Source organism: Mycobacterium sp. Panama NTM2 (assembly GCF_054355555.1).
This window is the reverse complement of record NZ_CM135953.1, coordinates 3561181-3584147: the sequence shown is the minus strand read 5'-3', so window position 1 is coordinate 3584147 and position 22967 is coordinate 3561181. Positions and strand designations below refer to the sequence as shown.

The following is a 22967-nucleotide window of genomic DNA, read 5'->3' as shown; positions in this document are numbered from 1 at the left end:
ACGTCGATTTCGGCACTGAGAGAGGAGAACACCGATGACCCGCTTCGTCGACCGCGTGGTGATCCACGCCCGGGCGGGTAACGGCGGCAACGGTTGCGCGTCGGTGCACCGCGAGAAGTTCAAGCCGCTCGGCGGCCCCGACGGCGGCAACGGCGGTCGAGGCGGCAGCATCGTGTTCGTCGTCGACCCGCAGGTGCACACGCTGCTCGACTTCCACTTCCACCCGCACGTCGTCGCCCCGTCGGGCAAGCAGGGCGCCGGCAGCAACCGAGACGGGGCAGCAGGCGCCGACCTCGAGGTCAAGGTTCCCGACGGCACGGTCGTGCTCGACGAACAGGGCCGACTGCTCGCCGACCTCGTCGGCCCCGGCACCCGGTTCGAGGCGGCCGCAGGTGGTCGCGGCGGACTCGGCAACGCGGCACTGGCGTCTCGGGCCCGCAAAGCTCCCGGGTTCGCCCTGCTCGGCGAGAAGGGTGAGGTCCGCGACCTCACTCTCGAGCTCAAGACCGTCGCCGACGTCGGCCTGGTCGGGTTCCCGTCGGCAGGCAAATCCTCTCTGGTGTCGGCGATCTCGGCGGCCAAGCCGAAGATCGCCGACTACCCCTTCACCACGCTCGCTCCGAACCTCGGGGTGGTGTCCGCCGGCGACCACACGTTCACCGTCGCCGATGTTCCCGGACTGATCCCGGGTGCCTCGGAAGGCCGCGGGCTGGGGCTGGACTTCCTGCGCCATATCGAGCGTTGCGCCGTGCTCGTGCACGTGGTCGACTGCGCGACACTGGAACCCGGCCGCGACCCGATCTCCGACATCCAGGCGCTCGAAGCCGAGATCGCCGCCTACACACCGACGCTGCAGGGTGACACCACGCTCGGCGACCTCGCCGAACGCCCGCGCGCGGTGGTGCTCAACAAGATCGACGTACCCGACGCCCGTGAGCTCGCCGACTTCGTGTCCGAGGACATCGCCTCGACATTCGGCTGGCCGGTGTTCGAGGTGTCCACAGTGGCTCGAGAAGGCCTGCGGCCGCTGACCTTCGCACTGTGGGACATGGTCGCGGCGTACCGTGCGGCGCAACCCGAGGTGGTCCCGCGGCGCCCGGTGATCCGGCCCGTGCCTGTCGACGAGACCTCGTTCTCCGTCGAACCGGACGGCAAGGGCGGCTTCGTCGTGCACGGCACCCGCCCGCAGCGCTGGGTGGCGCAGACGAACTTCGAGAACGACGAGGCCGTCGGCTATCTCGGTGACCGGTTGGCGCGTCTGGGTGTCGAGGACGAACTGCTCAAACTCGGCGCACGGCCGGGCTGCGCGGTGACCATCGGCGACATGACGTTCGACTGGGAACCGCAGACCCCCGCCGGTGTCGACGTGCACCTGTCCGGGCGCGGCACCGACATCCGGCTCGAACAGAACGAGCGGGTGTCCGCAGACGAGCGCAAGGCGGCCAGGAAGGCCCGTCGGGAGAGTCATCCCGAATGAGCCGTCACCGCGAGGCGGTCCGCACCGCACGATCGGTTGTCGTCAAGATCGGTACCACCGCATTGACCACGCCGACAGGCGAGTTCGACAGCGGCCGGCTGCACCATCTCGTCGACGCGATCGAAGCCCGCATGAAGGCCGGTTCCGACGTGGTGATCGTGTCCTCGGGCGCGATCGCCGCAGGCATCGAGCCGCTGGGCCTGACCAGGCGCCCCACCGATCTGGCGACCAAACAGGCCGCCGCGAGCGTCGGCCAAGTGGCGCTCGTCAATTCGTGGAGCACCGCGTTCGCGCGGTATCAGCGCACCGTCGGCCAAGTTCTGCTCACCGCACACGACATCTCGATGCGGGTGCAGCACACCAACGCTCAGCGCACCCTGGACCGGCTGCGCGCGCTGCATGCCGTCGCGATCGTCAACGAGAACGACACCGTGGCCACCAACGAGATCCGCTTCGGCGACAACGACCGCCTCTCCGCGCTCGTCGCGCACCTGGTGGGTGCCGACGCGCTGATCCTGCTCTCCGATGTCGACGGGCTCTACGACAGTGATCCGCGAAAAGGCAACGCACGCTTCATCTCCGAGGTCGCCGGGCCCGATGACCTCGCCGGCGTGACGGCGGGTCGGGGCAGCCACCTCGGTACCGGCGGCATGGAATCCAAGCTGTCGGCGGCACTGCTGGCCTCCGATGCGGGGGTCCCCGTGCTGCTGGCGGCGGCCGCCGATGCCGCGACCGCGCTGGACGATGCCTCGGTGGGTACGGTCTTCGCGCCCCGCGCCGAGCGGATGTCCGCGCGCCGGTTCTGGGTGCGCTACGCCGCCGAGGCGGCCGGGGCGTTGACGCTCGACGACGGTGCGGTCGAAGCCGTTGTGCGGCGCCGCCGTTCGCTGCTCCCCGCCGGGATCACCGCCGTCACCGGGCGGTTCACGGGCGGCGACGTCGTCGAGCTGCGCAGCCGCGACACGACGATGGTGGCCCGCGGCGTGGTGGCCTACGACGCCGTGGAGTTGACGAGCATGCTGGGCCGCTCGACATCCGATCTGCCCGCGGAGATGCGGCGCCCGGTCGTGCACGCCGACGATCTCGTCGCGGTCTAGAAGCGGTCTTTCAGCCAGTTCTCGAGCCACTGCGCGCGGCGCTCGGCCGCATCGATGGCGTCATCGTCGGCGCGCCGCACCGGCACCCCGTGGGCGGACGCGGTCTCGACGATCGCGGTCCGCACGGCGGGGTCGGCGAGCAGCAGCGTGGCGAGCACCCCTGCCGACATCGTGCGGTGGCGCAGGCGGCCGCGGTAGTTCACCTCGGCGGGGATGCGAACGTCGAGCAGGCTCGACAGCGGCCGGCCCGCCACCGCCACCGCCGCGGTCAGCGCCGCGTCGGACGCCAGGCCGAGCAGTCTGCGCCGAAACGGGAAGCGCGGCAAGGGAAGTCGTCCTATCTGCGCCTGCAGGGCGTCGGCCAGGAGGTAGCCGACCAGGCTGTGGGTCTCGATGTCGAGGACGTCGGACCAATCGACGGCATCCCCGTCGAACTCGACCTCGTCACCGCTGACGGCCAGCCCCCCGAAATGATTGAGCAACCGAACCGCACCCTGCAGTGGGTCCGGCAGGCGGGTGAGTGCGGCCAGAGCATCACCGATACCGAGGCCCCACCGCTCCTCAGCGGGTCCGGACGGCGGTGTCCCCACACCGGGCAGAAGCGACGTCACACCGGGCTCCCCAGCGCCGGCAACTCGTCAGCGAGCAGCGCCAGCATCGGTGAGCATCCGTTGTCGATCGTCACCGTGGCGAGATCGTCGCCGCGGGTGCGGCCGCGGTTGACGATCGCGATCGGGATGGCGCGCGCCGCGGCATGGCGAACGAAGCGGTAGCCGGAGTACACCGTCAATGACGAACCGGCGACCAACAGCGCGTCGGCGTCGTCGACCATCGCGTATGCCTCGTCCACCCGGGCTTTCGGCACACTCTCGCCGAAGTACACGATGTCGGGTTTGAGCATGCCGCCGCAGCGGGGACAGTCGACGATCCGGAACTGGGAGGTGTCACCCACGACCGCGTCGGCATCCGGCGCGACGGCGATGCTGTCCAAGCTCCCGACTCGTTCCCGGAACCCGGGATTGGCCGCCTCGAGCATGTCGTCGAGGGCGGCGCGGGACATGCCGGCCCCGCACTGCAGGCACACCACGTGCACGTAGGTGCCGTGCAGATCGATGACGGCGCGGCTGCCCGCCTTCGTGTGCAGCAGGTCGACGTTCTGGGTGATCAGACCGGTGACGACGCCCGCTCGCTCCAGAGCGGCCAGCGCCCGGTGGCCCGCGTTGGGTCGGCGCTCGTCCATGTGGCGCCACCCGACGTGGTTACGGGCCCAGTAGCGTTGCCGGAAGACCGGGTCCGTCGTGAACTGCCGGATCGTCATCGGATTGGCCGGCGGGGAGTCGGGCCCGCGATAGTCGGGGATGCCCGAATCCGTCGACATGCCGGCCCCGGTCAGCACGGCGATGCGACGGCCGCCGAGCACGGCGATCAGTTCGGGGGACTCCACGTCTACGAGAATAGGTGCCCGAACCATCGAGGCAGCTCAGAGCCGGTTCTTCAGATCACCTCCGCGGCACTGTCGAGAATCTCGGCGCGCATGTTCTGCTCCATCATCTTCAGCGCCGCATCGCCGAGGTCGGGGTCGATGTGCGCGACGGCGTCACGCGGGACCACCACCGGGAAGTGTCGGACGTAGGCGTCCAGCGCGGTGTAGAGGATGCACTGCTCGGTGACCTGGCCGGTGAGGACGAGGCGGTCGGGCTTCAACTGCGTCAGCAGATAGGCCAGTGACGTGGCGTAGAACGCGCTGTGGCGCACCTTGGTCATCACCCGCAGACCGTGCTTCGGCACGACGGGCTCCACCAGGTCGGGGCGCTCGCCGTCGAGTGCGCCGCGCACGATGTCGCTGAACTCGGCGCTGAAGTCGCCGTAGTTGTCGTTGACGTAGATCAAATCGGTGTCGTCGCGCTCCTGCGCTGCGGCGACGAGTGTGCTCAGTGGTTCGACGACAGGCTCGACATGCGGGATCAACTTCTCTGCGTCGGGATGCCGGTAGGTGTTCATCATGTCGATGACCAGGATCGCGGTGGTGCTCATGGCCTCACGCATACCCAGGGTTATCGCCGGAACACTTCGGGGACACAATGAACCATGGACTTTTACTCGGCGTATCGGCAGGGGTTCGTCCGCGTCGCCGCCTGCACCCATCACACGGCGCTGGCCGACCCGGCCGCGAACGCGGAATCGGTGCTGCGCATCGCCCGCGAGTGCCATGACGACAACGTCGGCCTCGCGGTGTTCCCCGAGCTGACGCTGTCGGGGTATTCGATCGATGACATCGTCATGCAGGACGCCCTCCTCGAATCCGCCGACACCGCGGTCGCGGACGTCGCCGCCGGATCTGCAGCGCTGATGCCGGTGCTGGTGGTGGGCGCCCCGGTGCGGCACCGCAATCGGATCTACAACACCGCCGTCGTCATCCACCGGGGTGAGGTGCTCGGCGTGGTGCCGAAGTCGTACCTGCCCACCTACCGGGAGTTCTACGAGAAGCGCCAGATCGCCGCGGGCGACGACGAGAGCGGCGAGATCCGCGTCGGGGGAGTGACCGTTCCGTTCGGTTCCGATCTGTTGTTCGCGGCCCAGGATCTCCCGAACTTCGTTCTGCACGTGGAGATCTGTGAGGACATGTTCGTCCCGGTACCGCCGAGTGCCGAGGCGGCGCTCGCGGGTGCGACGGTGCTGGCCAATCTGTCCGGCAGCCCGATCACGATCGGCCGGGCCGAGGATCGCTCCCTGCTGGCCCGCTCGGCGTCGTCGCGCTGTCTGGCCGCCTACGTGTACGCCGCTGCAGGAGAGGGTGAATCGACGACAGATCTGGCCTGGGACGGGCAGACGATGATCTGGGAGAACGGCGTCTGCCTCGCTCAGTCGGAGCGATTTCCCAAGGGGGAGCGCCGATCCGTGGCCGACGTCGACCTGCAGCTGCTGCGCAACGAGCGGGTCCGGATGGGGACGTTCGACGACAACAGGCGCCACCACCTCATCGATGACGACTCCTACCGGCGCATCGAGTTCACGCTGAACCCGCCTGACGGCGACGTCGGACTACGACGCGAGGTGCAGCGTTTCCCGTTCGTGCCCAACGACCCTGCACGTCTCGAGCAGGACTGCTATGAGGCGTACAACATCCAGGTCTCCGGTCTCGAACAGCGGCTGCGTGCGCTGAAGTATCCGAAAGTGGTGCTCGGTCTGTCGGGTGGGCTCGACTCCACCCACGCGCTGATCGTGGCTGCGCGCGCCATGGATCGAGAGGACCGGCCGCGCAGCGACATCCTGGCCTACACCCTGCCCGGGTTCGCCACCGGCGAGCGGACCAAGAGCAATGCCACCCGGCTCGCCGAGGCGCTGGGCGTCACCTTCGAGACCATCGACATCAAGGCCACCGCCGAGCTGATGCTCAAGGAGATGGACCACCCCTTCTCCCGCGGGGAGAAGGTCTACGACGTCACGTTCGAGAACGTGCAGGCCGGCCTGCGTACCGATTACCTGTTCCGGCTGGCCAACTATCGCGGCGGGATCGTATTGGGCACCGGCGACCTGTCCGAGCTGGCCCTGGGCTGGTCCACCTACGGTGTGGGCGATCAGATGTCGCACTACAACGTCAACGGCGGGGTGCCCAAGACGTTGATCCAGCATCTGATCCGCTGGGTGATCTCGTCCGAGCAGTTCGACCAGACGGTGAACGAGGTGCTGGCCGACGTCCTGGACACCGAGATCAGCCCCGAGCTGGTGCCCGCCGGCGAGGACGAGGAGATCCAGAGCAGCCAGGACAAGGTGGGTCCCTATGTGTTGCAGGACTTCTCGCTGTTCCAGGTGCTGCGCTACGGGTTCCGGCCCTCGCGGGTGGCGTTCCTGGCCTGGCACGCGTGGCGTGACGCCGAGCGGGGGGACTGGCCGTTCGGCATCCCGGAGGACAAGCGGCCGTCGTTCAGCATCGGCGAGATCCGGCACTGGCTCGAGGTTTTCGCGCAGCGCTACTACTCGTTCAGCCAGTTCAAGCGCTCGGCGCTGCCCAACGGTCCGAAGGTCTCGGCCGGGGGATCGCTGTCACCGCGCGGCGATTGGCGCGCGCCGTCGGACATGTCCGCCCGCACCTGGCTGGACGAGATCGACCGCTGCGTCCCGAGCAACTAGGGCTGCAGCACGTCGTCGATCGCCTCGCGGGTCGGAGCGCAGTCACCGGCACCGGGCACCAGCGTCGCCAACGCGCCCGCAGCGCAGGCGCGGCGCAGCGCCACGTCGGCGCCCGTCGGCCACGTCGCGGCCAGGACGCCGGCGAACACGTCGCCTGCCCCGGTGGTGTCGATCGCCTCGACCGCGGGAGCCGCTATGTCACGCGCCGAGCCGTCGGCCACGTGCTGCACGCCGGCGGCGCCGCGGGTGATCACCAGGTGAGGCACCCCGGCATCGCGCCAATCCGACGCCTCGGTCTCGTTGACCACGACGACGTCGGCGCGCTCGGCGAGCTGATTGCGGTGCCCGGGATCGGTGAGCGCAGGGGAGGCGTTGACCATCACGACCGCGCCGCCGTCGCGTGCCACCCCGGCGGCGGCGATCGCCGTGGCGATCGGGATCTCCAACGAGATCAGCGCGACGTCGCTGTCGGCGATCACGGACCGGACCTGCGCCGACGTCAGGCTCAGGTGCGCGTTGGCGCCCGGCGCCACCACGATGCAGTTCTCGGCGCCGGCGTCGACCAGGATCGCCGCCGACCCGCTCGGACCCGGCACCTCCGTGACAGCGCGCAGGTCGACGCCGTTACGACCCAGGTGCGCGCGGAGCTCACCGGCCGCCGCGTCATCGCCGAGGGCGGCGACGAGACGCACCTCGGCGCCGGCACGGGCCGCCGCCACGGCCTGATTTCCGCCCTTGCCGCCGGGGCTCGTCGCCAATGAGGAGGCCAGCACGGTCTCGCCCGGCTCGGGGAGCGCCTCGACGGTGAAGGTGAGGTCGGCATTGACACTGCCCACCACGCAGATCCTCGCCACCGCGGCAACGCTACGCTGGGCGGATGAGTCTGCACGCACCGGAACGCAGCGTGGGCACGCCGGGGGCGGCCGACGACGTGCGCGGGCAGGTGCACGAGGCCGCCCGCCGCGCCCGTACCGCGTCCCGCGACCTGGCGACGCTCAGCACCGAGACCAAGAACCGGGCGCTGCACACTGCCGCTGATCACCTGCTGCTGAACACCCGCGTCATCCTCGACGCCAACGAGGCCGATTTGGCCGCCGCCCGCGACGCCGGCACCCCCGACGCCATGCTCGACCGGCTGGCGCTGACCCCGACCCGGGTGGACGGGATCGCCGACGGGCTTCGACAGGTGGCCGCGCTTCCCGATCCGATCGGGGAGGTGCTGCGCGGGCGGACGCTGCCCAACGGGCTGCAGCTGCGTCAGCAGCGCGTCCCACTGGGCGTGGTCGGCATCGTGTACGAGGGCCGCCCCAACGTCACCGTCGACGCGTTCGGCCTGACGCTGAAGTCCGGGAACGCCGTGCTGCTGCGCGGTAGCTCGTCGGCCGCCCGGTCGAACGCCGCGCTGGTGGAGGCCCTGCGCGCCGCGCTGGTGGCCGAGGGCCTCGACCCCGACGCGGTGCAGTTGCTGCCCAGCGCCGACCGAGCCAGCGTCACGCATCTGATCCAGGCGCGCGGCCTCGTCGACGTGGTGATCCCGCGCGGCGGAGCCGGACTGATCGACGCGGTGGTGCGCGATGCGCAGGTGCCCACCATCGAGACCGGCGTGGGCAACTGCCATGTCTACGTGCACGCCTCGGCCGATCTGGACATGGCCGAGTCGATCGTGCTCAACGCCAAGACCCGTCGGCCCAGCGTCTGCAACGCCGCCGAGACCCTGCTGATCGACGCGGCGGTCGCCGACGTCGCGGTCCCCCGGCTCACCTCTGCGCTGCAGTCTGCCGGGGTCACGGTGCACGCCGACCCGTCCGAGGACGAGCTGCGGGCCGAGTTCCTGTCGATGGACATCGCGCTCGCTGTCGTCGACGGTGTCGACGCCGCGATCCACCACGTCAACACCTACGGCACCGGCCACACCGAAGCCATCGTGACCACGGATCTGGCTGCGGCACAACGCTTCACCGAACGCGTCGACGCCGCGGCGGTGATGGTGAACGCCTCGACCTCGTTCACCGACGGGGAACAGTTCGGCTTCGGCGCCGAGATCGGCATCTCGACGCAGAAGCTGCACGCCCGGGGACCGATGGGGCTTCCCGAGCTGACCTCCACCAAATGGATCGTCTGGGGTGACGGTCAGACCCGTCCTTAGTCAGGAGAACATCTGTGAGTGTCCCCGCGCGCCCAGCGCCGCTGTTCGCCGACATCGACGACGTCGCGCGCCGGCTGGCCGAGACCGGGTACCTACCCGACACCGCGACCGCGACCGCGGTCTTCCTCGCCGACCGGCTGGAGAAGCCGCTGCTGGTCGAGGGGCCCGCGGGCGTCGGCAAGACCGAGCTGGCGCGGGCCATCGCCCAGGCCACCGGCTCGGGGTTGGTGCGCCTGCAGTGCTACGAGGGCGTGGACGAGGCGCGGGCCCTCTACGAGTGGAACCACGCCAAGCAGATCCTGCGCATCCAGACCGGCAGCCAGGGTGGCCAGGGGGACTGGGACCAGACCAAGACCGACGTGTTCTCCGAGGAGTTCCTGCTGTCGCGCCCGCTGCTGACCGCGATCCGGCGCACCGAGCCGACCGTGCTCCTGATCGACGAGACCGACAAGGCCGACATCGAGATCGAAGGCCTGCTGCTCGAGGTGCTCAGCGACTTCGCGGTCACCGTGCCCGAGCTCGGCACGATCGTCGCCGAACGTAAACCGCTGGTGGTGTTGACCTCCAACGCCACCCGCGAGCTGTCCGAAGCGCTCAAGCGCCGCTGCCTGTTCCTGCACATCGACTTCCCCGACCCCGACCTGGAACGGCGCATCCTGCTGTCGCGGGTGCCGGAGCTGCCGGAGCGGTTGGCCGAGGAGTTGGTACGCATCGTCGGCGTGCTGCGCGCGATGGCGCTGAAGAAGGTGCCGTCGGTGGCCGAGACCATCGACTGGGCGCGCACCGTGCTGGCGCTCGGCCTGGACACCATCGACGACGAGGTGATCGCCGCGACGCTCGGTGTGGTCCTCAAACACCAGTCCGATCAGGTCAAGGCCGCCGGGGAGCTGAGGCTCAACTGATGGCCCCGCGTCGCACGCGTCCGCCGCAACCGCTTGCCCCGCACGGGATTCCCGGTCATCTCGTCGAGTTCGTCGAGGCGCTGCGCGGCGCGGGTATCGCGGTCGGACCGTCGGAAACCGTCGACGCGGGACGGGTGATGACCGTGCTCGGGATGGCCGACAGGCTTGCGCTGCGGGAGGGTATCGCGTGTGCGGTGCTGCGCCGGCCCGACCATCGCGACACCTACGACGCCTTGTTCGACCTCTACTTCCCTCCCGCGCTGGGGTCGCGAACCGTGCTCGCCGACGCCTCGAGCGAGGACGAGGCAGTGCCGCCCGACGACGCGGAGGCGATGCGGCAGGCGCTGCTGGATCTGCTGTCTGACAACGAGGACGCGGGTCAGCTCGATGAGCGGCTCGCGGCGATGATCGCCCAGATCGTCGAGGCCTACGGCCGGTACAACTCCAGCCGGGGACCGTCGTACTCGTCGTACCAGGCGCTCAAGGCGATGAGCCTGGACAGCCTCGAGGGGCGGTTGCTCGCCGGCCTGCTGGCGCCCTACGGCGAGGAACCGACGCCCACGCAGGAGCAGATCGCCAAAGCCCTTGCCGCGCAGCGGATTGCCCAGCTGCGCAAGATGGTCGAGGCCGAGACCAAGCGACGGACCGCCGAGCAACTGGGCCGCGAACACGTGCAGACCTACGGCGTGCCGCAACTGTCGGAGAACGTCGAGTTCCTGCGTGCCTCAGGCGAACAGCTGCGCCAGATGCGCCGGGTGGTCGCGCCGCTGGCCCGTACGTTGGCGAGCCGGCTCGCGGCCCGGCGACGACGCTCCCGCGCCGGCGAGATCGATCTACGCAAGACGCTGCGCAAGTCGATGTCCACCGGCGGTGTGCCGATCGACGTGGTGCTCAAGAAGCCGCATCCGGCCCGGCCGGAGCTCGTGGTGCTGTGCGATGTGTCCGGCTCGGTCGCCGGGTTCAGCCATTTCACGCTGCTGCTGGTGCACGCGCTGCGGCAACAGTTCTCGCGGGTCCGCGTGTTCGCGTTCATCGACACCACCGACGAGGTGACCGAGATGTTCGGTCCTGACGCCGATCTGGCGGTGGCCGTGCAGCGCATCACCCGGGAGGCGGGCGTGTACACCCGCGACGGGCACTCCGACTACGGCCACGCATTCGTCTCGTTCCTGGACAAGTTCCCCAATGTGCTCTCGCCGCGCAGTTCGCTGCTGGTCCTCGGCGACGCCCGCAACAACTACCGCAATCCCGAAGCCGACCTGCTCGCCCACATGGTCAACGCGAGCCGCCACGCGCACTGGCTCAACCCCGAGCCGAAGCATCTGTGGGGCAGCGGCGACTCCGCGGTGCCGCGCTACACCGACGTGATCGCGATGCACGAGTGCCGGTCGGCCAAGCAGCTGGCCTCGGTGATCGACTCGTTACTCCCCGTCTAGGGGCGAGTGTGCGGTTTCATCCGCGACACGCCGCGGCGGGCGGATGAGGATTCACTCTCGGCGCGACAGGCTGTGGATAACCGGGCTCTGAGCCTCAGTTCTGTCGGCGGCCGCGCACACGCTGGCCGGCATGACCGAGATCGACTGGCCGTTCATCGCATCGGAGGCCATGGCCGCGGGTGAGTTGACCCTGCGTCAACTCCGCCGTCACCACGAGGCGGTGTATCCCGGCGTGTGGATTCCGCGGGGCGCCGAGCTCGACGCCGTCGTCCGCGCCCGCGCCGCGTGGCTGTGGTCGGGGCGCCGTGGCGTGATGGCGGAGACGTCGGCGGCCGCGGTGCTGGGCGCTAAGTGGGTCGAGGGCGACCGACCGGCGGTGGTGGTGCATGACAACCGCAGACCGCCCGCCGGGATCGTCGTGCACACCGACACGCTCGATCCGGCGGAGATCACCCAGGTCCACGGGCTTCCTGTCACGACACCGGCGCGAACCGCTTTCGACCTGGGGAGGCGGTTGCCGCACACCGAGGCCGTCCAGCGGATCGATGCGCTGATGAACGCCGTCGACGTCAAGCCCGCCGACGTCATGGACGTCGCGCGCCTGCACCCCGGCGCGCGCGGGCAACGTCGGCTGCGCCGGGTGCTGCCGCTGGTCGACGCCGGCGCGGAATCGCCGTACGAGACGCTGACGCGACTGACCCTGCTGCGCAACGGGTTTCCAACGCTCGAGACGCAGATCGAGGTTCGTGATGTCTACGGCCGGGTGTTCGCACGGTTGGACATGGGCTGGGATGAATGGCATGTCGCCGTCGAGTACGACGGAGTTCAGCACTGGACCGACGCGGGGCAGCGGGCATGGGACATCGAGCGGTGGGCCGCACTCGAGGCCGCCGAGTGGTCGGTGATCCGCGTCAGCTCGGTGATGCTGCGCCGCCCTGCCGTCTTCCTCGACCGTGTCCGGGCCGCATTGCGGGCGCGCGGCTGCCCAGCGATGTCGTGAGTGTGGATCCCCATACGCCCTCCTGCGCGTGTTGCGGATGAAACCGCACACTCGCGGCAGAAGTCAGGCGAGGGACACCGTGACGTCGCCGCCCTTGGGGTCCGCCCCCGCGACTAGCGACCACGGTGCCCGGTACACCCGGCCCGGCGCCGCCGGCCACAGCGTGCGGGCAGTGCCCACGACGCGCCCGTCCTGAACTGCGCGCAACGCGGGCAGCCGGCGGTACTCGTCGGTCCACAGCAGCAGGTCACCTCGCGGCGCGCTGCCGCCGACCGTCGACACCCGCTGCGGCGCAACCCACGTCAACGGCGCCTGCGCCCGGATGTGCGCCGCGCTGTGCACCGGCTCGGCCGTGCCGCCGGTGCGGAGCCACTGCTGGACTGCAGTGGCGACGTGGCGGCCGTCGAGTGCGGCGCCGTCGGCGGTGTCCACCGGGTGCAGCAGGTTGCCCACCGCGAACACCCCGGGCCGGCTGGTGCGCAACCCGGCGTCGACGGCCGGCCCGCGCGTCGACGGATCCATGTCCAGGCCGCCGGTGCGGGCCAGCTCGTGATCGGGAATCCAATCGCCGGTGAAAACCACGGTGTCGCAAGCGATGTCGCGGCGTTGGCCGGCGTGCTCGACGGTGACCGATTGGACCCTGCCTTTGCCGTTGACGGCCACCACCCGGCTGCTGGTCAGCACCGGACCCGACATCAGCGCCCGGCCCGGAAGGCGGAACGCGGTGTACGCCTCGGCGCGTGGATATCGGCTGATCATGGCAACGGTCGCGCAGCCCGCCTCCCGTAACGTCAGCACCGCCGACCAGCTGACCAGTTCGGCGCCGACGATGACGGCCCGGGAGCCGACGTGGCCGTGTTGAAGGTGCACGAGATTCTGGAGCTGTCCCGTGGTGTACACACCGTCGGGCCGGTCGCCGGGGATCAGCCGTGCGGGGCGGGGCCGTTCCCGCGCACCCGTCGCGAGGATCACGGCGTCGGCGGTGACGGTCCGCACCCCGCGCGGCGAGGTGATCTGAAGCGTGCGCTCGCCCGCCCAGCCGGTGACCATCGCCTCGGTCTCGAGCGTCGCGCCCGCCTCGGCCGCCATCGCGGTCAGCCGTCGCGCGTAGGCGGGTCCCGAGACGAACCGGTGCAGATCCCGCATGCCGTAGCCGAGATGGTCACTGTGGCGGGGGATTCCACCGGTGTGGCGTTCCCGTTCGAGCACGAGCACCTCGCCCTCGACGCGGGGCGCCAGCGCGGCGGCCGCGGTCAGCCCGGCGGGGCCGCCGCCGATGATCGCGACCCGGCTCATCTCGCCACTCCCTCGGCCAGCAGCTCGGCGGTGTGCGCGCCGCAATAGAAGCCCTGGCATCGCCCGTTCATCACCCGGGTGCGGCGCCGCAGACCATCGAGATCAGCTGGGGGAATGGAAGATTCGAATGCGTCTCGGATCTCTCCGACGCTCACGCGTTCGCAGAAGCAGACCAGCCGGCCGTAGTCGGGGTCGGCGGCGATGCGCTGCCCGTCCTGATAGGGCCGCACGCCGGTCTCGCCGATGTTCGGCATCCGCGGTGGAGGCGGCAGACCCTCCCGCTCGGAGACGTCGACCCCCGCCTCGGCGAGCAGACCGCAGACGTACTCGGCCACCGCCATCCCCGAGGTCAGGCCGGTGGATCGGATACCGCCGACCAGGACGTAATGCGCGGCCGCGTCGAGGTCGATCACGTAGTCGTCGTGATTGCTCGCCGCCCGCAGGCCCGCGTACGTCGCGGTGATCTCCTCCTCGAACAGCGCCGGCATCAGTGCGCGGCCCTTCGACACCAGGAAGTCCAGCCCCTTCTCCGACGTTCCGGTCGCCGTCCGGTCGGTCAGGTTCTCCGACGTCGGACCGACCATCACGTTGCCGTAGATGGTGGGGCTGACGAGAACGCCCTTGCCGCGCGAGGACGGGACGGCGAGCACGATCACCGGCACCATGGGCCGCGCCAGCTTGTCGAACACCAGCAATTCACCGCGTCGCGGGGTGACGGTGAGGCGCTGGTATCCGAACTGAGCGTCGAGGTGATCGGCGCCCAGGCCGGCGGCGTTGATCACCCAGCGGGCGCGGATCTCGCCACGGGTGGTGTGCACGGTGGTGTGCTGGGCGCCGGGCTCCACGGTCGTCACACGCGCGCCGCGGACCAGCGTCGCGCCGCGCGCCACCGCATCGGTGGCCAGCGCGAGGTTCGTGGTCCACGTGCAGATGATCGACTCGCCGGGCACGCTCAGGCCGGCCATCGCCCCGGGCCCGAGCGAGGGGACCCGACGATAGACCTCGTCGGCACTCAAGAGCCCGCAGTCGCGGTAGCCGTTGCCTTCGGCCTTGACCATCAGGCCGGGCAGCGCGTCGAGCTCTTCCTGGGTCCAGGCGACGAGCATGGCGCCGGTGCGCTCGACGGGGATTCCGGTTTCTTCGGCGTAGGCGCCGAGCAGGTCGTAGCCGCGGGCGACGAGCCGGGACTCCAGGGTGCCGGGGGTGGCGTCGAACCCGGTGTGCAGCAGGGCGGTGTTGGCCTTGCTGGTGCCGTCGCCGACGTCGTCACGGGCCTCGACGAGCGTGACGGACAGGTGGGTGCCGGCGAGCGCGCGGGCGATCGCCGCGCCGACGATGCCTGCGCCGACGACGACGACGTCGGTGACATGTTCGGCAGTCATTGGGTGGTCTCCTCAACGGTGCGGCGCCAGCGCGCCAGGAAGTCGGTGGCACGCTCGGCCGGCCAGCGCGGTTCGTAGGTGCGCTGCGGGGTCCACGCGCCGATCGCGTCGTTGACGGCGAGGCCGGGATCGATGGTGAGCCGGGCGCATGCGGCGGCGCCGAGCGCGGTGGCGTGCGGTGACGGGTAGACCTCCACCGGGAGCTGCGCCAGATCGGCCTGGGCCTGCATCAGCACCTCGGACCGGGTCAGGCCCCCGTCGACCCGCAGCCGGGTCAGCGGCCGGCCGAGGTCGGCGCAGACGAGTTCGGTCAGTGCGGTCACCTGCGCGGCGACCCCCTCCAGCAGCGCCCGGACCAGGTGCCCGCGGGTGCTCGACAATGTCATGCCGGTGAAGCTGGCGGTGGCCGCGGCGTTCCACCACGGCGCCGCGAGCCCCGCCAGAGCAGGCACGCAGACCACGCCGCCGCTCGTGTCGGCGGACACGGCGTCGAGCTGGTCGGGCGCGGGCGCCAGACCGAGATCCACGGCCCACCGGACCGCCGATGCCGCGGTGTAGACCTGGCCGTCGACGCAGAACGCGGTCTCGTCGCGCAGCCGCCAGGCCACCGACGTCGTCAGCCCCCACCGGGATCGCACCGGCTCGGTGCCGAGCTGGGCGAGAAGGAACGCCCCGGTGCCGTATGTGCATTTCGCCGAGCCGGGCTCCAGGCAGCTCTCGGCGAGCAGGGCGGCCTGCTGGTCGACGATCAGGCCGCCGACCGGCAGCGTCGGCCCGAACACGTCGGTGTGCCCGACGGTCTGATCGCAGGCCACGATCTCGGGCAGCGATTCGCCGGCGAGTCCGAACAGCGCGACGAGCTCGTCGTCCCAGCCCGGGACCCGGCCGGCCTGGTCCAGCGTGGTCAGTAAGGAGCGGCTGGCCGTCGCGGCGTCGGTGACGAACGCGCCGCAGAGCCGGTGCACCAGCCAGGTGTCGGTGGTGGTGACGACGCCGTCGCGCGTCCTGTTCTCCCGGATCCACGCCATCTTCGGCGCCGAGAAGTACGGATCGAGGACGAGGCCGGTGCGTTCGGCGATGCGCGCACCGTGCTCGACCAGCGATCCGCACAGCGCTTCGGCGCGCCGGTCCTGCCACACGACCGCCGGGGTGAGCGGAGCGCCGGTGGCGCGGTCCCACGCGAGCACGGTCTCGCCCTGGTTGGCCAGCGCCACCGCGGCCACGGGCACGCCGGCCTCGGCGAGCGCGCGGCGTCCGGCGGTGACGACACTCGCGAACAACGCTTCGGGGTCCTGCTCGACGCCGCCGCCGGGCAGGTAGTCGGGCCGCAGCGGCACCTCGGCCGTTGCGCACACCCGGCCGCGGTCGTCGACGACGACGGCCTTGGTGCCCGAGGTGCCCTGGTCGATCGCCAGGATCGCTCCGCTCACTCCCGCAGCTCGGCGTCGATGGAAGCCATGTCGGGCATCGTCAGCCCCGCACGACCGTGTCGGATCAACAGATAGACGAGGTAGGCCGCGCCGATCGCGACCATCACCAGGACATAGGCCCACGCCTGCTTGAAGGCGGCGTCGCGGAACAGGGCCAGCTCGAAGGCCAGCCAGACGACTGCCACCACCAAGATCGGCATCTCCCACTTTCCGAGATCGAACTTGCCGTTACGGGGAAGCGACGAGCGCTTGACCAAGTACAGCACCACCGTCGAGGCGTACATCACAGCAGGCAGGAGTGTCGCGGCGCTGAAGAGGGTGAACAGCGCGGTCTCGGAGTGGGCGAAGATCGCGAGGATCAGCTGTGCGAGCGCGAAGTACAGCAGCGTCGCCTTGAACGGTGTGTGGAAGCGGGGCGAGATCTGGTTCCACTGCTGCCAGCCGGGGAAGCGGCGGTCGCGGGACATCGCCCAGGTCAGTCGGACGCCGGTGATCATGATGACCAGACCGCACGCGAAGATCGCGAGCACGACCATGAGCAGCAGCAGCGTCGCCACCACCGAGCCCAGGGTGTTCTTGATGACGTCGGCGATCGGGGTGCCCGATTCGGCCAGTGCGACGGGATCGCCGGCGGCGAGTGTGACCGCGATGAGGAACACGAAGCCGAGCACACCGGAGGCCAACACCGCATTGCACATGGCCCGCGGCACCACGCGCTCCGGATCGTGGGTCTCCTCGGCGAGGTTGGCGGCGGATTCGAAACCGACGATCGTGAACGCGCCCAGCAGGAAGCCCAGCATCCACGGTCCGGCCGATGTCCAGTCGCCGAAGCTCCAGAATCCCTCCGTCGCCACCGCACCCTTGCTGACGAGGTTCGCGACATCGATATCGCCGCGCACCGCGCCGACCACGAGCAGCAGCACTGTCAACAGCGCCATCCCGATCAGCTCCAGCGTCACCAGGCTGTTGTTCACCCGCTCGGCCCACGGGGTGGACAGCGCCACCAGCAGGGCCTGCAGGATCAGGACACCGGCGGTCATCACCCAGGCGATCGTCGGGGTGCTGTCATAGCTGAGCAGCACCGGCAGGATCGTCGAGGCGATCGTGTAGTCGACCGCGACCACCACGATCGCGAGGAACGTGAACGAGATCCAGCCGATGATCCAGCCCAGGATGGGGTTCGCCAGCCGCGACATCCACTGGTAGTGGTAGCCGGTGACCGGGATGCGGGAGGCCAGCGCGCCCAGCACGAATGCCACGGCCAGCTGCCCCACGACCGCGATCGGCCAGGTCCAGATCCCGACGGGGCCGGAGCTGTTCAACACCGCCCCGTAGGTGGTGAAGATGCCCGTGGCGATCGAGACGAACGCGAAGGCGACGGCGAACGAGGCGAACCTGCCGGTACGCCGCTCCAGGGATTGGGTGTAGCCGAACTGAGCGAGCTCGGCCGAGTCGCGGGAGTCAGGGCGGGTCACGGGAGCCTCCTGGCCGTTCGATTGATGGTATAGACCATGTGGTTGAACCAAAGTATGAAGGTCACTTGTGACGCCCGTCAATCCGGAAACCGACTTCTTACCCCGCCGTCACACCGGTCGAAGCCCAGCTCGCAGGACTAATCTGACGGGATGGCCTCGGGCACGCCGCTGTACATGTCGATCGCCGCGGACGTCCGCGACCGGATAGCCACCGAGCAATTGGGTCCGCACACCCTGCTGCCGTCCGAACGTGAACTCGCCGAACAGCACGGCGTCAGCCGGATGACCGCGCGTCAGGCGCTCTCACTGCTGGAGAGCGAAGGAGCGGTCTACCGGAAGCCGCCACGCGGCACCTTCGTCGCCGAACCGCGCGTCCGCTTCCACGTCGGTAGCTTCTCCGAAGAGGTGGCACGGATGGGGCGGCGGCCGGCGGCGAAGCTGCTGTGGGCCGAACACCAGACCGCCAAGCCCGCGGTCGGGCGGGCGCTGGACCTGCCCGACGGCGCCGCGGTGCACGTGTTCTACCGGCTGCGCAGCGTCGACGACGTGCCGTTCGCGCTGGAAACCACGTATCTGCCCGCCGACCTCACCCCCGGAATCCTCGACGAGCCGGACGACGGGTCGCTGTGGGCACTGCTGCGCTCGCGCTACGGGATCGACCTGGCGCGGTCCACCGCGGTGCTCGAGTCGATCGTGCTCGACGACGCGTCGAGCATGCAGCTGGGCGTGCGCGCCGGATCGGCGGGCACCCTGCTGACTCGCAGCACCCGCGACACCTCCGGCCGATGCGTGGAGTACGCGCGCGACGTGTACCGCGCCGATCGCGCCGCCTTCGAGGTCTCCGAGGAGTTGGGCGCCCACCGGCTCTCATCGGTCTGAGGCCTGCGTTTCGGTCCCGTAAGCTCGCTATTCGTGCAAACGCGACGGCGGCTCGGGGTGATGGGTGGAACCTTCGACCCCATCCACCACGGGCACCTGGTCGCCGCCAGCGAGGTGGCCAACCTGTTCGGCCTCGACGAGGTGGTGTTCGTGCCCACCGGCCAGCCGTGGCAGAAGCGCAGCAGAGCCGTCACCCCCGCCGAGGACCGCTATCTGATGACCGTCGTGGCCACCGCGTCGAACCCGATGTTCTCGGTCAGCCGGGTCGACATCGACCGCGGCGGCCCCACCTACACCAAGGACACCCTGCGGGATCTGCACGCGCTCAACCCCGACGCCGACCTGTACTTCATCACCGGTGCCGACGCACTGGCGTCGATCCTGTCCTGGCAGAACTGGGAAGAGATGTTCTCGATCGCGCGTTTCGTCGGGGTGAGCAGGCCGGGCTACGAGCTGGACGGCAAACACATCTCCGCCGCCATGGCCGAACTGCCCGACGATGCCCTGCATCTGGTCGAGGTGCCGGCGCTGGCCATCTCGTCGACCGACTGCCGTGAGCGTGCCGAAGCCTCGCGGCCGATCTGGTACCTGGTGCCCGACGGTGTCGTCCAGTACGTCGCCAAACGGCATCTCTACCAACCACATGTGAAGGAGACCGCCCCTGACCGCCACACCTGAAGCCATCCACATGGCCGAGACCGCCGCGCGTGCGGCCGCGGCCAAGCTCGCCGACGACGTCGTCGTGATCGACGTGTCCGAGCAGCTCGTCATCACCGACTGCTTCGTCATCGCCTCGGCGTCCAACGAACGTCAGGTCAACGCGATCGTCGACGAGGTCGAGGAGAAGATGCGGCAGGCCGGGTACAAGCCCGCGCGCCGCGAAGGCACCCGCGAGGGCCGCTGGACCCTGCTCGACTACGTCGACGTGGTGGTGCACATCCAGCACCAGGACGAGCGGAACTTCTACGCCCTGGACCGGTTGTGGCGCGACTGCCCGCTGGTGCCGGTGGAGCTGTCCGGAGACGACGCGTGACCGTGCGCAAGCTGGTCATGCTGCGGCACGGACAGACGGAGTACAACGCAGGCAGCCGCATGCAGGGTCAGCTGGACACCGACCTGTCGGATCTCGGTCGTGAGCAGGCCGTGGTCGCAGCCGAAGCGCTCGCCAAACGTCAGCCGCTGCTGATCGTCTCGTCGGATCTGCGCCGGGCGCTGGACACCGCCGTGGCGCTGGGTGACCGGTGCGGCCAGCAGGTGTCGCTGGACACCCGGCTGCGGGAGACACACCTGGGCGACTGGCAGGGGATGACCCACCTCGAGGTCGACGAGGTCGCCCCCGGGGCCCGGCTGGCGTGGCGCGACGACGCGCGCTGGGCCCCCCACGGCGGGGAGAGCCGGGTCGACGTCGCCGACCGCAGCCTGCCGCTGGTGCGCGAACTGGTGGCCGGCCAACCGGAGTGGGGTGCCGACGCTGCCGACCGGCCGGTGGTGCTCGTGGCGCACGGCGGGTTGATCGCCGCGCTGACCGCGGCGCTGCTGGATCTGCCCGTCGACAACTGGCCCGTTCTCGGCGGGCTGGGCAACGCCAGCTGGGTGCAGTTGGCCGGACACACCCGCCGCGACGGCGATCCGGCGAGCCTGGCCGACATACGCTGGCGCCTCGACGTGTGGAACGCCTCGGCGCAGGTCGCAGGCGATGTCCTCTGACGCCGGCCGACGCACGCTGCTCGTCTTCTGTGACTCCCTGTCCTACTACGGCCCGACCGGCGGCCTGCCCGCCGACGATCCGCGCATCTGGCCGAATCTCGTTGCCGCACAGCTCGACTGGGACGTCGAGGTCATCGGGCGGATAGGCTGGACCAGCCGCGACGTGTGGTGGGCGGCGACGCAGGACCCGCGGTCGTGGGCGGCGCTTCCCCGCGCCGGCGCCGTGGTCTACGCGACGTCGGGCATGGACTCGCTGCCGTCGGTGCTGCCCACCGCGCTGCGGGAACTGATCCGCTACGCCCGGCCGCCGCGGCTGCGGCGCTGGGTGCGCGACGGCTACAGCTGGCTGCAGCCGCGGCTCTCGCCGATCGCGCGGCCGGCGCTGCCGCCGCATCTGACCGTCGAATACCTCGAGATGACGCGCGCCGCCATCGATTTCAACCGGCCCGGGATACCGGTGGTCGCGTCGCTGCCGTCGGTGCACACTGCGGCGTCCTACGGCAATGCGCACCACGGCCGCGCCGGCACGGTCGCCGCGCTCACCCGCTGGGCGCACGAGCACGCGGTCCCACTGGTCGACCTCAAAGCCGCCGTCGCAGACGAGATCTACAGCGGCCGCGGCAATCCCGACGGTATCCACTGGAACTTCGAGGCGCACCGGGCGGTCGCCGACCTGATGCTCAAGGGGCTCGCTGAAGCCGGTGTCCCGATCCCGGATTCGCGCACCTGACCATGGCCGTGGTGGTGGTCAGCGACTCCTCGGCGCGCCTGGGCGACGAGGCGGCACGATGGGGCATCCGTGAGGTGCCGTTGCACGTGCTCGTCGACGGTGTCGATCTGCGCGACGGCGTCGACGACGTCCCGCATGACCTCCACGACCGGCCCAAGGTCACGACGGCGGGCGCGGCACCGACGGAATTGGCCGAGCACTATCGCCGTGCGCTGGCCGACAGCGACGGCGACGGTGTGGTGGCCGTGCATCTCTCGGCGGCTCTGTCGAGCACCTACAGCGCTGCCGTCACTGCCGCGCGCGAGTTCGGCTCGTCTGTGCGCGTGGTGAATTCGCGCTCGGCGGCGATGGGCACCGGGTTCATCGCGCGGGAGGCGGCGCGGTGCGCGGCCCGCGGCGGCGATCTCGACGCGGTCGCCGAGGCGGCCCGCGGGGCCCGCGACCGCACCCGGGTGTTCCTCGTGGTGCACCGGCTGGACAACCTGCGCCGCAGCGGACGTATCGGTACCGCGTCGTCGTGGCTGGGCACCGCGTTGTCGCTCAAGCCGCTGCTGAAACTGGACATGGACGGCCGGCTCGTGCTCGATCAGCGCATCCGCACCGTCAGCAAGGCGCACGCCGCGCTGGTGGATCGCGTCGCCGACATCGTCGCCACGGGGCCGGCGGACGTGGTGGTGCACCACGTCGACAATCATGATGCCGCAGACCGACTCGGCGCGGCGCTGACCCAGCGGCTGCCGCAGTTGTCGTCGTTGACCGTCGAGGACATGGGTCCGGTGCTGTCGGTCCATGTCGGCGGGGGAGCGGTCGGGGTGGCCGTGCAGGTGTCCGAGGTCAGCCCGCGAACCGGCCTGTGATCGGCGGCAGGTCGGCCAGCGTCACGATGCCCGGCGGCGCCGCCACCACCGCGGGCACCGCGTTGGTCACCGGCAGCGCGGTGTAGATCATGCCCAGGCCCATGAAGCCGGGCTCGGTCCAGTCTCTCGGCGGCAGACAGTGCACGACGGTGCGCATGTTGGGCACCCCGAACACCTGCACGACATGCCCGTGCTCCAGAGGCTTCGGGGGTGTGACGTGGCTGCCCATGATCCAGTTGAAGCCGACGCTGACCACGTTGCGTTCACCGACCCAGCCTCGGTGGTATCCCATCACTGCGCCCACGGTGCCCTCCGGGATCGTCATGAACCCCAGGTCGCTGTCTCCGGTGGCGGCGGTGAATGTCACGTCGAAGGTCATCCGGTCCAGCGTCGCGCCGATGGCGTCGGCCATCATGGCGGCCGACTCGGCGAACACCTCGCTCTCGCGGCGCACGCTCTCGGCCAGGCCGGGGGTGTCGGGGTGCCGGCCGAAGCCCATCGCGGTCTGGGTGCCGGCGGATTCGTAGGTCGAGCAGTCCACCGACTCGGTGATCCGGATCTCGTCGACCCGCTCGCATGCGCCGCTGAGCACCATGCCGACCAGATTCGACATCCCCGGATGGGCACCGCTGCCGAAGATCGTGGAATTGCCGCTCGCGCAGGCGTTTCGGATACGTTCGAGGTCTTCGGGTGACTGCTTGCCCCCGGTGATCCAGGCTGCCGACGAGCAGACGTTGACACCGGCTTCGAGCAGCCGCACCAACTCGTCGACGCTCGGCCACAGCGGGTTGTAGCAGCAGGCGTCGGGACGCAGCGCGATCAGCGCCTCGATGTCGTTCGTCGCTGCGATCCCGGTCGGCTCGGGCCAGCCGGCCAACTCGGCGGCATCCACGCCCACCTTGTCCGCGCCGTGGGCGTAGACGCCGACGAGCTCCATGTCGTCGCGCCCGATGATCGCGTGCAGAGACCGGCGGCCGATGTTCCCGGTGGTCCACTGGATGACCCGCAGGGGCTTGTCCATC

At 70.1% G+C, this 22967-nt stretch carries 22 protein-coding genes; 13 read left to right on the top strand and 9 right to left on the bottom strand.

Annotated features, from left to right (window positions below; genetic code table 11):
• Positions 1-34 precede the first annotated feature (34 nt).
• Both obgE and proB read left to right on the top strand, forming a co-directional pair.
• Complete coding sequence (gene obgE / locus ACXYX3_RS16930) at positions 35-1477, top strand: GTPase ObgE (RefSeq protein ID WP_458608304.1); 1443 nt, start codon at positions 35-37, stop codon at positions 1475-1477.
• Positions 1474-2574: a glutamate 5-kinase gene (gene proB, locus ACXYX3_RS16925; protein WP_458608303.1), complete on the top strand. Its 1101-nt coding sequence runs from the start codon at positions 1474-1476 to the stop codon at positions 2572-2574. The genes obgE and proB overlap by 4 nt, the downstream gene beginning before the upstream one ends.
• Here the strand turns inward: proB and ACXYX3_RS16920 are convergent.
• The 3 genes from ACXYX3_RS16920 to ACXYX3_RS16910 are packed head-to-tail and all read right to left on the bottom strand — an operon-like array spanning position 2571 to position 4608.
• Positions 2571-3185 carry a hypothetical protein gene (locus tag ACXYX3_RS16920; RefSeq protein WP_241206029.1) on the bottom strand — a complete coding sequence of 205 codons (615 nt, stop codon included), beginning with the start codon at positions 3183-3185 and terminating at the stop codon, positions 2571-2573. The two genes, proB and ACXYX3_RS16920, sit on opposite strands and share 4 nt — an antisense overlap.
• Positions 3182-4018, bottom strand: coding sequence for an NAD-dependent protein deacetylase (locus tag ACXYX3_RS16915; RefSeq protein WP_458608302.1), 837 nt, complete (start codon positions 4016-4018; stop codon positions 3182-3184). The genes ACXYX3_RS16920 and ACXYX3_RS16915 overlap by 4 nt, the downstream gene beginning before the upstream one ends.
• A 50-nt stretch (positions 4019-4068) precedes the next feature.
• A complete protein-coding gene (locus ACXYX3_RS16910) occupies positions 4069-4608 on the bottom strand; it encodes a cysteine hydrolase family protein (RefSeq protein ID WP_241206031.1) in 540 nt (179 codons plus the stop codon).
• A gap of 54 nt (positions 4609-4662) precedes the next feature.
• On the opposite strand from ACXYX3_RS16910, the gene ACXYX3_RS16905 reads away from it, so the two are divergent.
• The gene (locus tag ACXYX3_RS16905; protein WP_458608301.1) at positions 4663-6705 is read left to right on the top strand and encodes an NAD(+) synthase; all 2043 of its coding nucleotides are present in this window, start codon (positions 4663-4665) and stop codon (positions 6703-6705) included.
• On the opposite strand, the gene ACXYX3_RS16900 is transcribed toward ACXYX3_RS16905, so the two are convergent.
• Positions 6702-7559, bottom strand: a complete 858-nt coding sequence (locus ACXYX3_RS16900; protein ID WP_458608300.1) for a PfkB family carbohydrate kinase — start codon at positions 7557-7559, stop codon at positions 6702-6704. The two genes, ACXYX3_RS16905 and ACXYX3_RS16900, sit on opposite strands and share 4 nt — an antisense overlap.
• Before the next feature lie 23 nt (positions 7560-7582).
• Here ACXYX3_RS16900 and ACXYX3_RS16895 point away from each other — a divergent pair, with 23 nt between their 5' ends.
• From ACXYX3_RS16895 to ACXYX3_RS16880, 4 genes are all read left to right on the top strand, one after another.
• Positions 7583-8851, top strand: a complete 1269-nt coding sequence (locus ACXYX3_RS16895) for a glutamate-5-semialdehyde dehydrogenase (protein ID WP_458608299.1) — start codon at positions 7583-7585, stop codon at positions 8849-8851.
• A gap of 14 nt (positions 8852-8865) precedes the next feature.
• The gene (locus ACXYX3_RS16890; RefSeq protein WP_458608298.1) at positions 8866-9753 is read left to right on the top strand and encodes an AAA family ATPase; all 888 of its coding nucleotides are present in this window, start codon (positions 8866-8868) and stop codon (positions 9751-9753) included.
• Entirely contained in the window at positions 9753-11189 is a 1437-nt protein-coding gene (locus tag ACXYX3_RS16885; protein ID WP_458608297.1) for a vWA domain-containing protein, read from the top strand. Before ACXYX3_RS16890 ends, ACXYX3_RS16885 begins: the two co-directional genes overlap by 1 nt.
• Before the next feature lie 130 nt (positions 11190-11319).
• Positions 11320-12189 carry a type IV toxin-antitoxin system AbiEi family antitoxin gene (locus ACXYX3_RS16880; RefSeq protein WP_458608296.1) on the top strand — a complete coding sequence of 290 codons (870 nt, stop codon included), beginning with the start codon at positions 11320-11322 and terminating at the stop codon, positions 12187-12189.
• 63 nt (positions 12190-12252) lie between these two features.
• Here the strand turns inward: ACXYX3_RS16880 and ACXYX3_RS16875 are convergent, their stop codons facing one another.
• From ACXYX3_RS16875 to ACXYX3_RS16860, 4 genes are read right to left on the bottom strand one after another with little or no spacing between them, the layout of a single operon-like run.
• Entirely contained in the window at positions 12253-13485 is a 1233-nt protein-coding gene (locus tag ACXYX3_RS16875) for an NAD(P)/FAD-dependent oxidoreductase (RefSeq protein ID WP_458608295.1), read from the bottom strand.
• Entirely contained in the window at positions 13482-14867 is a 1386-nt protein-coding gene (locus tag ACXYX3_RS16870) for an NAD(P)/FAD-dependent oxidoreductase (RefSeq protein WP_458608294.1), read from the bottom strand. Before ACXYX3_RS16870 ends, ACXYX3_RS16875 begins: the two co-directional genes overlap by 4 nt.
• Positions 14864-16297 (bottom strand): FGGY family carbohydrate kinase, encoded by a 1434-nt coding sequence (locus ACXYX3_RS16865; protein WP_458608293.1) that lies wholly within the window; start codon positions 16295-16297, stop codon positions 14864-14866. The genes ACXYX3_RS16870 and ACXYX3_RS16865 overlap by 4 nt, the downstream gene beginning before the upstream one ends.
• Positions 16294-17772, bottom strand: coding sequence for an amino acid permease (locus ACXYX3_RS16860; protein WP_458608292.1), 1479 nt, complete (start codon positions 17770-17772; stop codon positions 16294-16296). The genes ACXYX3_RS16865 and ACXYX3_RS16860 overlap by 4 nt, the downstream gene beginning before the upstream one ends.
• A gap of 150 nt (positions 17773-17922) precedes the next feature.
• Here ACXYX3_RS16860 and ACXYX3_RS16855 point away from each other — a divergent pair, with 150 nt between their 5' ends.
• From ACXYX3_RS16855 to ACXYX3_RS16830, 6 genes are read left to right on the top strand one after another with little or no spacing between them, the layout of a single operon-like run.
• Complete coding sequence (locus tag ACXYX3_RS16855; RefSeq protein ID WP_241206185.1) at positions 17923-18651, top strand: GntR family transcriptional regulator; 729 nt, start codon at positions 17923-17925, stop codon at positions 18649-18651.
• Between the two features lie 60 nt (positions 18652-18711).
• Entirely contained in the window at positions 18712-19329 is a 618-nt protein-coding gene (gene nadD / locus ACXYX3_RS16850; protein WP_458612124.1) for a nicotinate-nucleotide adenylyltransferase, read from the top strand.
• Positions 19313-19684, top strand: a complete 372-nt coding sequence (gene rsfS, locus ACXYX3_RS16845; RefSeq protein ID WP_458612123.1) for a ribosome silencing factor — start codon at positions 19313-19315, stop codon at positions 19682-19684. Before nadD ends, rsfS begins: the two co-directional genes overlap by 17 nt.
• Entirely contained in the window at positions 19681-20358 is a 678-nt protein-coding gene (gene gpgP / locus ACXYX3_RS16840) for a glucosyl-3-phosphoglycerate phosphatase (RefSeq protein ID WP_241206186.1), read from the top strand. Before rsfS ends, gpgP begins: the two co-directional genes overlap by 4 nt.
• Positions 20348-21088: a diglucosylglycerate octanoyltransferase gene (gene octT / locus ACXYX3_RS16835; RefSeq protein WP_458608291.1), complete on the top strand. Its 741-nt coding sequence runs from the start codon at positions 20348-20350 to the stop codon at positions 21086-21088. The genes gpgP and octT overlap by 11 nt, the downstream gene beginning before the upstream one ends.
• 2 nt (positions 21089-21090) lie before the next feature.
• The gene (locus ACXYX3_RS16830) at positions 21091-21945 is read left to right on the top strand and encodes a DegV family protein (RefSeq protein ID WP_458608290.1); all 855 of its coding nucleotides are present in this window, start codon (positions 21091-21093) and stop codon (positions 21943-21945) included.
• Here ACXYX3_RS16830 and ACXYX3_RS16825 read toward each other — a convergent pair.
• Positions 21923-22966 (bottom strand): NAD(P)H-dependent amine dehydrogenase family protein, encoded by a 1044-nt coding sequence (locus ACXYX3_RS16825; RefSeq protein WP_374238394.1) that lies wholly within the window; start codon positions 22964-22966, stop codon positions 21923-21925. The two genes, ACXYX3_RS16830 and ACXYX3_RS16825, sit on opposite strands and share 23 nt — an antisense overlap.
• Position 22967 lies beyond the last annotated feature (1 nt).

Coding starts and splice junctions, on each gene's coding strand:
- ACXYX3_RS16870 (WP_458608294.1), bottom strand. CDS start 14,867: ATGACTGCCGAACATGTCACCGACGTCGTCGTCGTCGGCGCAGGCATC.
- nadD (WP_458612124.1), top strand. CDS start 18,712: ATGGGTGGAACCTTCGACCCCATCCACCACGGGCACCTGGTCGCCGCC.
- ACXYX3_RS16885 (WP_458608297.1), top strand. CDS start 9,753: ATGGCCCCGCGTCGCACGCGTCCGCCGCAACCGCTTGCCCCGCACGGG.
- obgE (WP_458608304.1), top strand. CDS start 35: ATGACCCGCTTCGTCGACCGCGTGGTGATCCACGCCCGGGCGGGTAAC.
- ACXYX3_RS16875 (WP_458608295.1), bottom strand. CDS start 13,485: ATGAGCCGGGTCGCGATCATCGGCGGCGGCCCCGCCGGGCTGACCGCG.
- ACXYX3_RS16905 (WP_458608301.1), top strand. CDS start 4,663: ATGGACTTTTACTCGGCGTATCGGCAGGGGTTCGTCCGCGTCGCCGCC.
- ACXYX3_RS16830 (WP_458608290.1), top strand. CDS start 21,091: ATGGCCGTGGTGGTGGTCAGCGACTCCTCGGCGCGCCTGGGCGACGAG.
- ACXYX3_RS16895 (WP_458608299.1), top strand. CDS start 7,583: ATGAGTCTGCACGCACCGGAACGCAGCGTGGGCACGCCGGGGGCGGCC.
- octT (WP_458608291.1), top strand. CDS start 20,348: ATGTCCTCTGACGCCGGCCGACGCACGCTGCTCGTCTTCTGTGACTCC.
- ACXYX3_RS16880 (WP_458608296.1), top strand. CDS start 11,320: ATGACCGAGATCGACTGGCCGTTCATCGCATCGGAGGCCATGGCCGCG.
- proB (WP_458608303.1), top strand. CDS start 1,474: ATGAGCCGTCACCGCGAGGCGGTCCGCACCGCACGATCGGTTGTCGTC.
- ACXYX3_RS16910 (WP_241206031.1), bottom strand. CDS start 4,608: ATGAGCACCACCGCGATCCTGGTCATCGACATGATGAACACCTACCGG.
- ACXYX3_RS16855 (WP_241206185.1), top strand. CDS start 17,923: ATGGCCTCGGGCACGCCGCTGTACATGTCGATCGCCGCGGACGTCCGC.
- ACXYX3_RS16825 (WP_374238394.1), bottom strand. CDS start 22,966: ATGGACAAGCCCCTGCGGGTCATCCAGTGGACCACCGGGAACATCGGC.